At 51.6% G+C, this 13524-nt stretch carries 11 protein-coding genes; 10 read left to right on the top strand and 1 reads right to left on the bottom strand.

The window, feature by feature from the left end; translation table 11 throughout:
• Positions 1–64: 64 nt before the first annotated feature.
• Positions 65–1762 carry an Rqc2 family fibronectin-binding protein gene (locus WN59_RS08645; RefSeq protein ID WP_046515849.1) on the bottom strand — a complete coding sequence of 566 codons (1698 nt, stop codon included), beginning with the start codon at positions 1760–1762 and terminating at the stop codon, positions 65–67.
• A 139-nt stretch (positions 1763–1901) separates the two neighbouring features.
• On the opposite strand from WN59_RS08645, the gene gmk reads away from it, so the two are divergent.
• From gmk to WN59_RS08595, 10 genes are all read left to right on the top strand, one after another.
• Positions 1902–2522, top strand: a complete 621-nt coding sequence (gene gmk / locus WN59_RS08640) for a guanylate kinase (protein ID WP_017548484.1) — start codon at positions 1902–1904, stop codon at positions 2520–2522.
• The gene (gene rpoZ, locus WN59_RS08635; RefSeq protein WP_046515844.1) at positions 2522–2716 is read left to right on the top strand and encodes a DNA-directed RNA polymerase subunit omega; all 195 of its coding nucleotides are present in this window, start codon (positions 2522–2524) and stop codon (positions 2714–2716) included. The genes gmk and rpoZ overlap by 1 nt, the downstream gene beginning before the upstream one ends.
• Positions 2717–2756: 40 nt before the next feature.
• A complete protein-coding gene (coaBC, locus tag WN59_RS08630) occupies positions 2757–3947 on the top strand; it encodes a bifunctional phosphopantothenoylcysteine decarboxylase/phosphopantothenate--cysteine ligase CoaBC (protein ID WP_046515841.1) in 1191 nt (396 codons plus the stop codon).
• On the top strand, positions 3947–6325 hold the full coding sequence (priA, locus tag WN59_RS08625) for a primosomal protein N' (protein ID WP_046515838.1): 2379 nt from the start codon (positions 3947–3949) through the stop codon (positions 6323–6325). The genes coaBC and priA overlap by 1 nt, the downstream gene beginning before the upstream one ends.
• Positions 6326–6337: 12 nt before the next feature.
• Complete coding sequence (gene fmt, locus WN59_RS08620; protein ID WP_046515834.1) at positions 6338–7282, top strand: methionyl-tRNA formyltransferase; 945 nt, start codon at positions 6338–6340, stop codon at positions 7280–7282.
• A complete protein-coding gene (gene rsmB, locus WN59_RS08615) occupies positions 7283–8584 on the top strand; it encodes a 16S rRNA (cytosine(967)-C(5))-methyltransferase RsmB (RefSeq protein ID WP_046515832.1) in 1302 nt (433 codons plus the stop codon).
• Between the two features lie 2 nt (positions 8585–8586).
• Positions 8587–9690, top strand: a complete 1104-nt coding sequence (gene rlmN / locus WN59_RS08610) for a 23S rRNA (adenine(2503)-C(2))-methyltransferase RlmN (RefSeq protein WP_046515829.1) — start codon at positions 8587–8589, stop codon at positions 9688–9690.
• Between the two features lie 3 nt (positions 9691–9693).
• A complete protein-coding gene (locus tag WN59_RS08605; protein ID WP_046515826.1) occupies positions 9694–10440 on the top strand; it encodes a Stp1/IreP family PP2C-type Ser/Thr phosphatase in 747 nt (248 codons plus the stop codon).
• Positions 10437–12416, top strand: a complete 1980-nt coding sequence (pknB, locus tag WN59_RS08600; RefSeq protein WP_231577188.1) for a Stk1 family PASTA domain-containing Ser/Thr kinase — start codon at positions 10437–10439, stop codon at positions 12414–12416. The genes WN59_RS08605 and pknB overlap by 4 nt, the downstream gene beginning before the upstream one ends.
• A gap of 67 nt (positions 12417–12483) precedes the next feature.
• Positions 12484–13524: cytochrome P450 (locus WN59_RS08595; protein WP_046515820.1), on the top strand; the 1041-nt coding region annotated here is incomplete at its 3' end.

Genomic DNA, 13524 nt, shown 5'->3' with positions numbered 1-13524 from the left:
GGTGTACCCTGTCCAAAATCAAAAAAATACGGGCCGCAAAGGGCCCGTATACCCATGATGGATCTTATTTCACTGCCATGCTGTCGACTTTTTTCCCATCAGGAGTCACGAACACGGTCTGCTGGTCTGTATATGTGACAAATCCGGGCTTGGCTCCGCTGATCTTATGCACATGCCTGATTTCTGTGAAATCGACGGGTACGGATTCGGATTCCTTCGCTTTTGAGAAGTAGGAGGCAAGCATGGCGGCCTCCAGTATGTCCTGCTCTTCGATCTGGCCGGGCGGATGGGTGAGGACGACATGTGAACCGGGAATATCTTTTGTATGGAACCACAGATGGTTGTTCTGTGCTTTCCTTGATGTCAGGTAATCGTTCTGCTTGTTGTTTTTGCCCACCAGCACATCCAGGCCGTTGGTTGTCCGGAACTGGTGCAGCTGGATCTGACGGTTCTTCTTTTTCTTCCCGCTGCTCCTTCTCGCTTTGATGATGCCCTGTTCATACAGTTCTTCACGGATTTCCCCGACTTCCTCTTCTGTTGTGATCTCTTCCATCTGATGGAGCAGGTTCGAGAAGTACTCCATATCCATACGCGCCTGGTCGAGCTGCTTTGCCGCCTCGCTTTCACGCTTTTTCAGCTTGTTGTACCTGCTGTAGTATTTCTGGGCATTGTCACTCGGTGAAATATCCGGTTCGAGTGGTATGGTGGCTTCTTCGCCTGTGTAATAGTCAAGCACCGTAACGGAATCCTGGTGTGGCTGCACCTGATGCATGTAGGCGGTGAGCAGTTCCCCGTATTTCTGATGTACATCTTTCTCAGCTGCTTCCCCCAGGTCCCCCTTCAGTTTTTCTATCTTCCGCTCCGTGCGCTCATATTCCCGGCTGATGACATTCAGGTAATCATTCGCCTTCTGCTTGATCAGTGCAGTCTGGTAGCGGTTGTGATAGTAATGGTCCGCGAGCTCAGACAGCGTACCGAAAGTTTCAGAGGGTTCCCCGAGGTGCCCAAGGGGTGTATGATAAAATGTCTCGCTTGCGCCCCCGTCATAAAGGGAGGGGCGGATTTCCCCGGCCTTGGCGAGTGTCTCCCTGACTGCGGGCACGATGTTGCGGATGTTGAAGTGCCCGGCGTTGTACTCGATTTCCCGGACGAACAACGGACTGAATCCCTCAACGGCGGCAAGGATCTGTCTGCTTACCTTGCCGCTGTTGAAATCAATCCGGGAAGGCAGCTTTTCTATTTCCTCCGTCCTCGGATTGAGCTTTTCCGCCGTCGGGGGTGCCTTGTATGCGAACCCCGGCATGATCGTGCGGGCATTGTTGTTTGGTGTCAGGTGCTTGATGCCTTCCAATATATTATATTGTTCATCGGTGATGATGATGTTCGAGTGCCTGCCCATGATCTCGAGGATGAGTATGCGCCCGACATCATCCCCGATCTCATTGCGGGACTGGATATGGAATTCCACCCGCCGGTCGTTGCCGATCTGCCGGATGCTTTTGATGATGCCGCCTTCGATATGTTTTCTCGCGACGCGCAGGAACATCGGCGGGTCGAACGGGAATTCATACTTCTGATGCGTCAGATGGAAACGTGCATACATCGGGTGTGCACTGATCAGGAGATTATGATTTGCCCGCTGTGAGCGGATTTTGAGTATGAGGGATGTATCATCCATCTGCTGGATCTTATTGATCTTGCCTTTTTCCAATATTGAAAGTTCATCGGTGAGTGCATGGACAAAGTTGCCGTCAAATGCCATTGGCTGTTCCTCCTGTGATTTGCTATCCTGTATTTTAACATGAAATGGGTGAGTTTGGTCGATGCAGTGATTTTATGATGAATTTCAGGCTTGGATATGATACATTAAGAGATAATCACAAATAGAAAGGTTACGTGTTATGACTTCAGAAAAAGGACTTCTAATTGTTCTTTCCGGACCGTCCGGTGTCGGCAAAGGTACTGTGAGAAAGGCGATTTTCGATCACCCGGATACGGATTTCAAGTACTCGATCTCAATGACAACAAGACAGATGCGTGAAGGGGAAGTGGATGGCATCGACTATTTCTTTAAGACAAGGGAAGAGTTCGAATTGCTCATTGACCAGGACAAGTTTATCGAGTATGCCGAATATGTCGGCAACTACTACGGGACTCCTGTAGAATATGTGGAACAGACAATGGCGGATGGACATGATGTATTCCTGGAAATTGAAGTCGAAGGTGCCAAACAGGTCAGGGAAAAATTCCCGGACGCTCTGTTCATCTTCCTTGCACCCCCGAATCTTACACAGTTGGAGGAACGGCTCGTCAACCGCGGTACGGATTCACCGGATATCATCAGACACCGGATAGATGAGGCCAAACGTGAGCTGAAACTCATGAACCTGTATGATTATGTTGTGGTGAACGACGATGTCGATGCTGCCCGCCAGCGTGTCCAATGCATCGTGGAAGCATCCCATATGAGGCGTGCACGTGTAGAATCTAAATTAAGAATGCTGCTGGAGGTTAATAATTAATGCTTTACCCATCAATCCATGAACTGAAAAAGAATGTCGATTCCAAATATCTCGTCGTGACCATGGCTGCCAAACGCGCACGACACCTGCAGGATGAACCCGAAGATCTGATTCTGGATGAGTATAAGACACTCAAGACTGTAAGTCGGGCTTTAGAGGAAATCGCAGAAAACAAAGTGACAGAACAACACTAGCTGACAATTCATTGTCAGCTTTTTTTAAAGAGGTGAGGACATGGCAAATATTGTAATAGGTGTGACAGGCGGCATCGCTGCCTATAAAGCAATCGATCTTACGAGTAAACTGATACAGTCCGGACATGCAGTCCGTGTCGTGCTCACGGATAATGCACTTGAATTCGTAACGCCTCTTGCCTTCCAGGCAATCGGGCGCAATCATGTTTATACGAATACATTTAAAGAGGAAGATCCTTCTGTCATCTCCCATATAAAAATTGGGGAGTGGGCGGATGCAATCGCTGTTGTTCCGGTCACTGCAAATACGATCGGCAAGCTGGCAAACGGGATTTATGACAATATGCTGCTCAATGTACTTGCTGCAAACACGAAACCTGTCATCATGGCCCCCGCCATGAACGTGCATATGTACAACCAGCCGGCCGTCCGCCGCAATATAGAACTGCTTATGGGAGAGGGCTATCATTTCATCGATGCGGAATCGGGTTTCCTTGCCTGCGGCTATAATGCAAAAGGCAGGATGGCAAACGTCCCTGAAATAAAAGCCTATATAGAGGGTATGCTGACGGTTCAGAAGACACTTGAGGGCAAAAAAGTGCTCATCACAGCAGGCCCGACCCGGGAGGCCATCGACCCGATCCGTTATCTGACCAACCATTCCAGCGGTAAGATGGGATATGCGATCGCTGAAGCGGCCTCTGCGCGCGGCGCGGATGTCGTACTCGTCTCAGGCCCGGTCAACCTGCCCGCGCCGCCCGGTGTGACAGTGATCGATGTGGAGTCGACTGCGGATATGTTCGGGGCGGTCAAGGGCCATATGGATGCGGATCTCGGCATTTTCACCGCGGCCGTCAGCGATTTCACACCACGGGACGTACAGAGTTCCAAAATGAAGAAATCTGAAGATGACGATGAACTGTCCATTGAACTGAAAAAGACGCAGGACATCCTCCAGTATGCAGGGGATCATAAAGGGGATATGTTCGTCGTGGGCTTCGCCGCGGAGACTGACAATGTGCGCAAGTACGCAGCAGCCAAGCTGGAAAAGAAAAATGCGGATTGTATCGTCATGAATGATGTTTCGGACAAAGAGATAGGGATGAACAGTGATGACAACGAGGTCATCATGCTGTTCAGCGACGGTTTTGAACAGCCTTATCCGAAGATGGACAAGCAGGCACTCGGCGTCGAGATCATCGGTACGATCGTCAAGAGGTGGCAGGGTTGATGTTTGCTTCAGTCATAGTTGATGTACCGAGTAAAAGTGTCAACCAGGTTTTCGATTACCGGATACCGGAGGGCATGCAGGACATCGTCAAAGTGGGGCACAGGGTCCTCGTGCCGTTCGGGCGCCGGACGATACAGGGCTATGTGATGGACATAAATGATACTGCGGATTTCGATCCGGCGAGGATTAAGCCTATCGCAAGGACACTGGATATCGAGCCGGTACTGACCGAAGAGATGATCGTGATTGCGAAATATCTGGCGGAATACTACGTCGACCAGTATATCAGTGTCATCGAGACCATCCTCCCTGCCGCGCTGAAGGCGAATTACAAAAAGATCATACGTCTCGTTTCTGATGACAGGGAAGCGGCACAGGCGCTCTCATCGCTCGGTTTTAGCAAAGAGGCGGAAACGCGCCGTCTCACAGCAGAACAGCTGAGCGTCCTGCGTCCGCACCTGAAATCCGGCGCACTCGCCGAGGAGACGGTGATGTCCCAGCACACCCGCAAAAAGACGGCGCTTGGTGTTTATTCGCTGAAAGTGCCGGAACCGAACCTGGGACGGGCTAAAAAGCAGGTTGAACTGCTTGAGCGGATCGATATGTCATCCGAACCCGTGCTGGTCAGAGACCTCAGCGAAGAGGGTTATTCGAATGCCATGGTGAACGCGCTCTACAAAAAAGGGCTCATCGATAAAGTGGATGTCGAAGTCGAACGCGACCCATACTCCGGCCGGGTCTTTGAGTATGACCGTCCGAAGGTGCTGAACGAAGAACAGCAGCATGCCTATGATGAAATCACATCATCCATGGATGCGGAGACTGCCGAAACCTTCCTGCTCCACGGCATCACAGGCAGCGGCAAGACGGAAGTCTACCTGCAGGTCATCCAAAAAGTGCTGGAAGAGGGACGGACGGCAATCATGCTCGTGCCTGAAATCGCGCTGACACCACAGATGGTGAACCGTTTCAAGATGCGTTTCGGTGATGATGTGGCGGTGCTCCACTCCGCTCTTTCCGCCGGCGAGAAATATGATGAATGGCGCAAGATCAAAGAAGGCCGGGCAAGGGTGTCCGTCGGCGCGCGGAGCAGTGTGTTCGCTCCGTTTGAGGATGTCGGTGCCATCATCATCGATGAAGAGCATGAAACGACATACAAACAGGGTGACCGGCCGATGTATCACGCGGCGGAGGTTGCGAAGTTCAGAAGCCGGCGCCACAGGTGCCCGCTGATCCTGGGCACTGCGACACCGAGTCTCGAAACATATGCAAGAAGCGAAAAAGGGGTCTACAGACGCCTTGAGCTGACCGAACGGGCGGGTACGAAGGTGCTGCCCGAAGTCCAGATCGTCGATATGTCGGAAGAGCACCGGACGGGAAACACTTCGATCATATCCACACAGCTCCATGACGCCATACAGGACCGGATTGAAAAAGGGGAGCAGACAGTCCTGCTTTTGAACCGGAGGGGCTATTCGAATTTCCAGATATGCCAGAGCTGCGGTCATGTGCCGATGTGCCCGAACTGTGACATATCACTCACGTATCACAAGTCCAACAATTCGCTTCTGTGCCATTACTGCGGCTATGAGTCAGCCGTCAGCAGACAGTGCGACAACTGTGCGGGCACTGATGTGACGTTCCGCGGCACGGGCACGGAGAAAGTGGAGGAGATACTGCGCGACATGTTCGGCACCGATGTCGTCAGGATGGACAATGACACAACGCGCCGCAAAGGCATGCACGAGAAGCTGCTGAACCATTTTGAACGAGACGAGATACCGATCCTGCTCGGGACCCAGATGATTGCCAAAGGACTCGACTATCCGAAAGTGACGCTTGTCGGTGTGCTGAACGCGGATACGATGCTCAATCTTCCGGATTTCCGGGCGAATGAAAAGACGTTCCAGCTGCTGACCCAGGTATCCGGACGTGCGGGGCGGCATGAGCTGAGCGGTGAGGTCCTTTTCCAGACTTATAATCCATCGCACTATGCGATAGAGCTTGCCCGTCACAATGACTACCGCAGTTTCTATGAAAAGGAAATGGCATTCCGGCGCATGGCGCGGTATTCGCCGTTCTACTTCCATGTACTGTTCACGATTTCCAGTGAAGATGTGAGGAAGTGCCTGGATGCCACAAGCCATATACACGGAACGCTTGCCGGGGCGATGAGCGGACAGTCGATCATCGTCGGCCCCTCACCGAGCCCGATAGAGCGCATAAACCGCCAGCACCGTTTCCAGATACTGCTGAAGTACAAGCGGGAGCCGGCACTGCTTGACATCCTCACCGCACTGGATGAGGAATATCACGAAAAATACAAGAAGGAAGGCATCTCCCTGAAAATAGATGTCAATCCGCTTGTAATCATGTAGGAGGCACCATTTATGAACGAAACCATCATTTTCATGGGTACACCTGATTTCTCCGTGCCGGTGCTCAGGGCACTGCATGGGAATCATGGGGTCTCCATGGTCATCAGCCAGCCGGACAAGCCCGTGGGGCGAAAGCGCGTACTGACACCGCCGCCGGTTGCGGCTGCAGCACAAGAGATGGGCATCCCCCTCTTCCAGCCGGAACGGATCGGGAATTCCGGAGCCGTTGAAAAGATAAGGGAGATGAACCCCGACATCATCATTACTGCAGCATATGGCCAGATACTTCCCAAAGAACTCCTGGACATCCCGCGGCTCGGTGCTGTGAATGTCCATGCCTCACTGCTTCCGCGCCACAGGGGCGGTGCACCCATCCATCGTGCGATACTGGAAGGGGACCGGGAGACCGGTGTATCCATCATGTACATGGCTGAAGGACTGGACTCAGGTGATGTCATCAGCCGGAGCGCCGTACAGATCACAGATGATGACAATACGGGTACGCTCCATGACCGCCTGAGCACAATCGGAGCAAAACTGCTGCTTGAGACGCTGCCGTCCATATTTGACGGGACGAACGACCGTGCGCCCCAGGACCCGGCGGAAGTGACTGTCAGCCCGAACATCTCAAAAGAAGATGAACGGCTTGACTGGACGCAGGATGCGCGCACCGTATTCAACCATATACGGGGTCTGTCACCATGGCCCGGTGCATACACGATGCTTGATGGCAAGCGTCTTAAAATCTACGGCGCAGACAAACCTGTGGACAGTACAGCTGAAATGCCAGGCACCATCACCGGCATTACAGAGCGGGGCTTTACAGTTGCGTGCGGTGACGGACGGGCTGTGGAAGTGACCGAAGTCCAGCTCTCCGGCAAGAAGAAGGCGGATGCGCATCATTTTGCAGCAGGCAGACAGGATCTGATCGGCACAGTCATGGGGCAGGTGGATTAGATGAATGTAAGGGAACTTGCACTGGAAGTATATACACGTATTACAGAAGAGGGCGGCTACAGCAACATCGTCCTCAATGACATCATCAAAGAGAATAATCTTGATCCCTCAGACAGGGGGTTATTGACCGAGATCGTCTATGGTACAATTTCAAAGCGCCTTACAATCGAATTCTATATAAAACCCTACATCAGAAAGAAAATCAGGCGCTGGCAGAAAAGCCTGCTGTATCTCTCCGTCTACCAGATTGTATGGCTGGAACGCGTGCCGAACTACGCTGTGATCAATGAAGCAGTGGATATCGCCAAATCGATTGGCGGGCCGGGTCATGCCAACGTCATAAACGGCATACTCAGGAATTTCGAACGGAATCCGCTCCGTGACATAGGCAGTGTAAAAAAAGATATTTCAAGGCTGTCGATAGAAACCAGCATCCCGCAGTGGATATTGAAGCAGTGGGAGACGCATCATGGACTGGAGGGAGCGGCTGAGATCGCCCGTGCCCTCGACACTCATCCTGAAATGTACATCCGCACGAATACTTCGCGCATATCCCGCCCTGAACTCCTTGAAAGATTACAGCTTGACGGTCATGATGTAGAGGAGAGCGGACTGCAAGCCGATGCGATCAGAGTGCGCGGCGGCGACATACTGCGGTCGCCTCTGTACAGGGAAGGATATTTCAGCATACAGGATCTGAGTTCGATGCTTGTGAACACCGCACTTGAACCGAAAACGGGCGATACGGTGCTCGACGCCTGCAGCGCGCCGGGGGGGAAAGGGCTCCATGCGCTTGAAAAGATGCCGGATGGACATATCGATATGTCGGATATACACGAGCATAAAGTGCCGCTGATCAAAGCCCAGGCGAAACGGCTCGGACTCACAAATCTCAGCACATTCCGGGGCGATGCTGCATCCCACGACTATCCCGGGATGTACGACCGCATCATCGTCGACGCACCATGCTCGGGGCTCGGTGTGATCAGAAGGAAACCGGAAATCAGATATGAACGCACAGAACAGGATATAGCGCCGCTTGTAGAACTGCAGCTGGAAATACTGAATCACGTTAAAAACTATTTAAAGCCTGGCGGGATACTCGTCTATTCCACATGCACCATCCACCAGATGGAAAATGAGAATGTGGCCTTCACTTTCAAAAAGCAGAATGAAGATATGGAATTCGATCCATTCACCATCGACGCCCTCGGCTTTGAAGGGCCGTTCAGACAGATTCTGCCCCAGGAAGCGGGCACCGATGGATTCTTCATCGCCAGGTTCAGGAAGAAGGAAAAGTAATCATGATAGAAAGACCACCTAAAAAAGAGATCAGGAACTACAAACTGCCGGAGTTCGACCAGCCGTCGATCTATTCGCTGTCAAAGGATGAACTGAAAGATCTTGCAGTGGAATGGGGGGAAGCGGACTACAGGGGGGAGCAGATATTCGAATGGCTCTACGTCCACCGCGTGAACCATTTCGACGGGATGCTGAACCTGCCGAAACCACTTCGCGAAAAGCTTGCTCGAAACTACAACATGGACAGTCTGGAAACCGTGGTGCGTCAGGAAAGCAAAGACGGCACGATGAAATTTTTATTCCGCCTGAGGGACGGCTATACGATCGAGACCGTCCTGATGCGTCACGACTACGGCAATTCGGTCTGTGTCACAACGCAGGTAGGCTGCCGCATCGGCTGCAGCTTCTGCGCTTCGACGCTTGGCGGACTGAAGCGCAACCTTGAAGCGGGCGAAATCGTTTCCCAGGTGCTCCAGATCCAAAAAGCCCTGGATGAAACGGATGAGCGGGTGAGCAGCATCGTCATCATGGGCATCGGAGAGCCGTTTGAGAACTACAACCAGATGATGAAATTTCTCCGCGTCGTCAATCATGACGACGGTCTGAACATCGGCGCGCGCCACATTACCGTATCGACAAGCGGCATCGTGCCGAGGATATATGATTTTGCAGAGGAGGATATCCAGATCAATTTCGCAGTGAGCCTGCATGCTGCAGATAATGAAATACGCAGCAGACTGATGCCCATCAACAGGGCGTATGATATCGACAAGCTGATGGACTCCCTGAAGTACTATCAGCAGGTCACAAGCCGCAGGGTCACATTCGAGTACGGGCTGTTCGGCGGGGTGAACGACCAGCCCCGTCATGCACGGGAATTAAGCGAACTGATAAAGGATCTGAAATGCCATGTCAACCTGATCCCCGTGAACCATGTGCCGGAACGCAATTATGTCCGGACGAGCCGTGACGATATTTTTGAATTTCTTGAAACATTGAACGAATGCGGTGTCAATGCAACCCTCAGGCGCGAACAGGGCACCGACATCGATGCAGCCTGCGGACAGCTCAGGGCAAAGGAATCAAAAGAAGAGACGGAGGAATGATCCTTGAGAGTAGTTGAAAAGAGTATTTGCGGAAACTTCAGAAGTACAAACGAAGATGTGACCGGCATTTTCCATAATGGTACCGGACAGCTCCTGATCATGGTTTCTGACGGCATGGGCGGCCATCAGTATGGTGACGTGGCCAGTAAATTCGTGCTGGATGAAATCGGTGAAGCATGGAGAGCGGAAAACCTCCTCGATGTGGAGACCGGTGAACAGTACCTGCGCAATCTGGTGATGAAAGTGAACCGCAGCCTGTTCGACTACCAGGAGGAGAACCCGCAGTACCGGGGCATGGGCACGACGCTCGTCCTGGCCGCTTTCATAGATGAGACGATCATCGTGCTGAACGTCGGTGATTCAAGGGCCTATGTCATGAATCCGAGATCCATAGAGCAGGTGACGAAGGACCATTCGTTCGTCAACCTGCTGGTGGATGCAGGCGAAATCACAGCAGAAGAAGCCGAAAGGCATCCGAAGAAAAATATCATCACCAAAGCGATGGGGACAGACCGTCTCATACAGGCGGATGTCTTCAGGCTGAGGAACAGGCAGTATGACTATCTGATGGTTGCATCCGACGGGCTGACTGATGAGATGGCGACGGATGAAATACACAGCCTGACATATGCAACAGGGAAAGAACTGTCCGACAGGGCGGAGGAAATGATCCGCAGGGCGGAGAAAAACGGCTCCACTGATAATATCAGCCTCGTCCTGGCCGATCTGAAAGCGAGTGAAACAGAGTGATAGGAAGAGTGGTATCAGAACGCTATAAAATCTTAAAATATCTGGGCGGCGGCATGAGTTCCGTCTATTTAGCGAGTGATATCATCCTGGACCGCGAAGTGGTCGTCAAGCTGATCAAGGTGGACCATCACGACCGTGACAAGTCGAAAGCACGCTTTCAGCGTGAAGTGGAAAGCACCATCCAGCTGTCCCATCCGAATATAGTGAGTGTACTGGATGTCGATGAATCAGACGAATACCATCTTCTGGTCACGGAAGTGGTGAGGGGTCCGACGCTGAAGGAGTACATACGCGACAATCACCCGATCCCGCTGGATGAGGCTGTAAGGATTGCATTGATGGTCCTCGGGGGCATCAGACACGCGCATCAGGCGGGCATCATCCACAGGGACATCAAACCCCAGAATATTCTGCTGGACGAGCAGCACAGGGTGAAAATCACGGATTTCGGCATTGCCAAGGCCCTGAGCGAAACGCGGATGACGGAGACGAACCAGGTGATGGGCTCTGTACAGTATATTTCCCCCGAACAGGCCAAAGGGCGCCAGACAGACGAGCGGACGGACATCTATTCCTTCGGGATCGTCCTTTTCGAACTGCTCTCGGGACGGCTTCCATTCGAAGGCGAGACACCGGTATCTGTGGCGCTGAAGCACATTTCAGAACCGATGCCTGATATTCTGGAGTACCGGGATGTGCCCCGCGGCCTGATCAACATCATTTTAAAATGTACAGAAAAGGATCCGTATGACAGGTACAGGCACGCCGATGATGTCATAAGGGCAATCGGTGAATACAGGGATAATGATGCACCGTATACTCCTTCTGCTAAAAAGGATGATGAAAATACGATGGTTACAGCAGTGGCTGCGCCGGTGGAGGCCGGGGAGCCGCCGAAAGAAGGGGAAGCGGACAGGGAAGAAAAGCCCAAAAAGAGACGCCTGTTTTTATTATGGCTGATTCCGCTCCTTCTCCTGCTGTCCGCCGGCGGAGTGCTTGCGTCGGCCTTCTGGCCTGAACCGACGGTCGCCACGCCTGATTTTGAGGATTCCACCATGGAGGAAGCAGAACAGCTGCTTGATGAGAACAATCTGGTCAAGGGCGAAGTCACCGAGGAATATGATGATTCCGTCGAAGCGGAACATATCATCAGCACTTCCCCTGGGGCCGGTACAGAAATCGAAGAGGGGACGGCTGTGGATTTTGTCATGAGCCTCGGAGAAGAGCCGTACAAGATGGAGGATTTCACGGGGGAGAACTATGATGATGTCAGCAATGATATCAATTCGCTTGGATTTGGTGCGGTGAACATAGAGGAACAGTATGATGAAAGTGAGCCGGGGACGATCCTGTCACAATCCATTGAGCCGGAAGATGAAGTCCATCCCGCAGAAGAGGACTTGATCCTCACAGTGTCCCAGGGGCTCGAGCCGATCGAAGTCGTCGATTATACCGGTGAGCCGTATGAAACTGCACATGAACAATTGACGTCCCAGGGGTTCAACGTTGAGGTTTCAAATGAACTTTATAACGAAGATGTGCCGGAGGGCCATATCATCAGCCAGAGTCCGAACTATGGCGGTTTCCTTCCCGGTTCGACCATCCAGATGGTTGTATCCCGCGGCCAGGAGCCCGGTGAGAAGCAGTATGTACAGAACATCACGATCCCTTATCTGAAAGAGGAGGGTTCATCCGCAGAGGAAGCCGAAGAAGATCCGTCGGAAGAAGAGTCTTCGGAGAGTGGAAAAGGTGACAAGGAAGAAAACGCTTCAGAAGAGGACTCAGAACCTGAGCCGCAAACTGTTGAAATTTTCATCGAAGACAAGGATAATGACATCAGTACGGCCGCCGACACCTTTGAAATGACTGAAGAAAGAGAGTACAGCATCGATCTGACGATTGAAGAGGGGGAGACGGCTTCCTACAAAGTTGTAATCGACGGTGAGACTGAAATAGAAGATGAGATTCCATATTAGTAATTGTTGGCATTGGGTCAACTGTTTATATATAATGGTATGGAAACTGAAATTTGGAGGAGAGTTTATGGGCACAATTAAGAGAGACAAAGGTCTCGACAACACTCTTAAAGTTATGAAACAGGGCTATCTCTATATAACCAACCAGAGGAAGCGCCTTGGAAGTGAAAATATTTTTGAAACACGGGCACTCGGCGGAAAAAAGATTATTGTCATCAGCGGTAAAGATGCTGCTGAATTGTTCTATGACAACGACAAGATCGAGCGTTCCGGCACACTGCCAAAACGTGTCGTGAATACATTGTTCGGTAAAGGGGCAATCCACACGACCACGGGTAAAAAGCATATTGACAGAAAAGCCCTGTTCATGTCCCTCATGACTGAAGGCAACCTGAAACATCTGAGGGAACTGACACGCAACCATTGGTACATGAATACCCAGAAGATGGAACAGATGGATCAGATCAACATCTACCGTGAGTCCATCGTGCAGCTGACCAAGATCGGGACCAAATGGGCCGGCGTACAGGCACCTGAGGAGAAGATTGAAGAGATTGCGACTGACATGGATGTCATGATCGACTCCTTCAAAGGTCTCGGCGGAAAATTCAAAGGATATAAAGCGTCTGTGGATGCCCGCAAACGTGTTGAGGACTGGCTTGAAGATCAGATCATCCAAACACGCAAAGGCAAAATATTCCCTCCGGAGGGCACTGCACTGTATGAATTCGCCCACTGGGAAGACTATAAAGGAAATCCGATGGATTCCAGGCTATGCGCAATCGACCTGATGAACACATTCCGCCCGCTCATCGCCATCAACCGCTTTGTTTCATTCGGTCTCCTTGCGATGCATGAGCATCCGATTACGCGGGAGAAGATCAAGTCCGATGATGACTATGCATACATGTTCTCCCAGGAAGTAAGAAGGTTCTATCCGTTCGTTCCTTTCCTGCCTGCCAAAGCAAAAACGGATATACAGTTCGAAGGGCATCCAATTGAAAAGGATACAATGATTGCTCTCGATATATATGGAACGATGCACCGCGAGGACGTATTTGAAAATCCGGATGATTTCTATCCTGAACGCTTCAAGGACTGGGATGGC

This window comes from Salinicoccus sediminis (assembly GCF_000986795.1).
Taxonomy (GTDB): domain Bacteria; phylum Bacillota; class Bacilli; order Staphylococcales; family Salinicoccaceae; genus Salinicoccus; species Salinicoccus sediminis.
The sequence above is the reverse complement of the archived record's forward strand: the minus strand, read 5'-3'. Positions and strand labels throughout refer to the sequence as shown.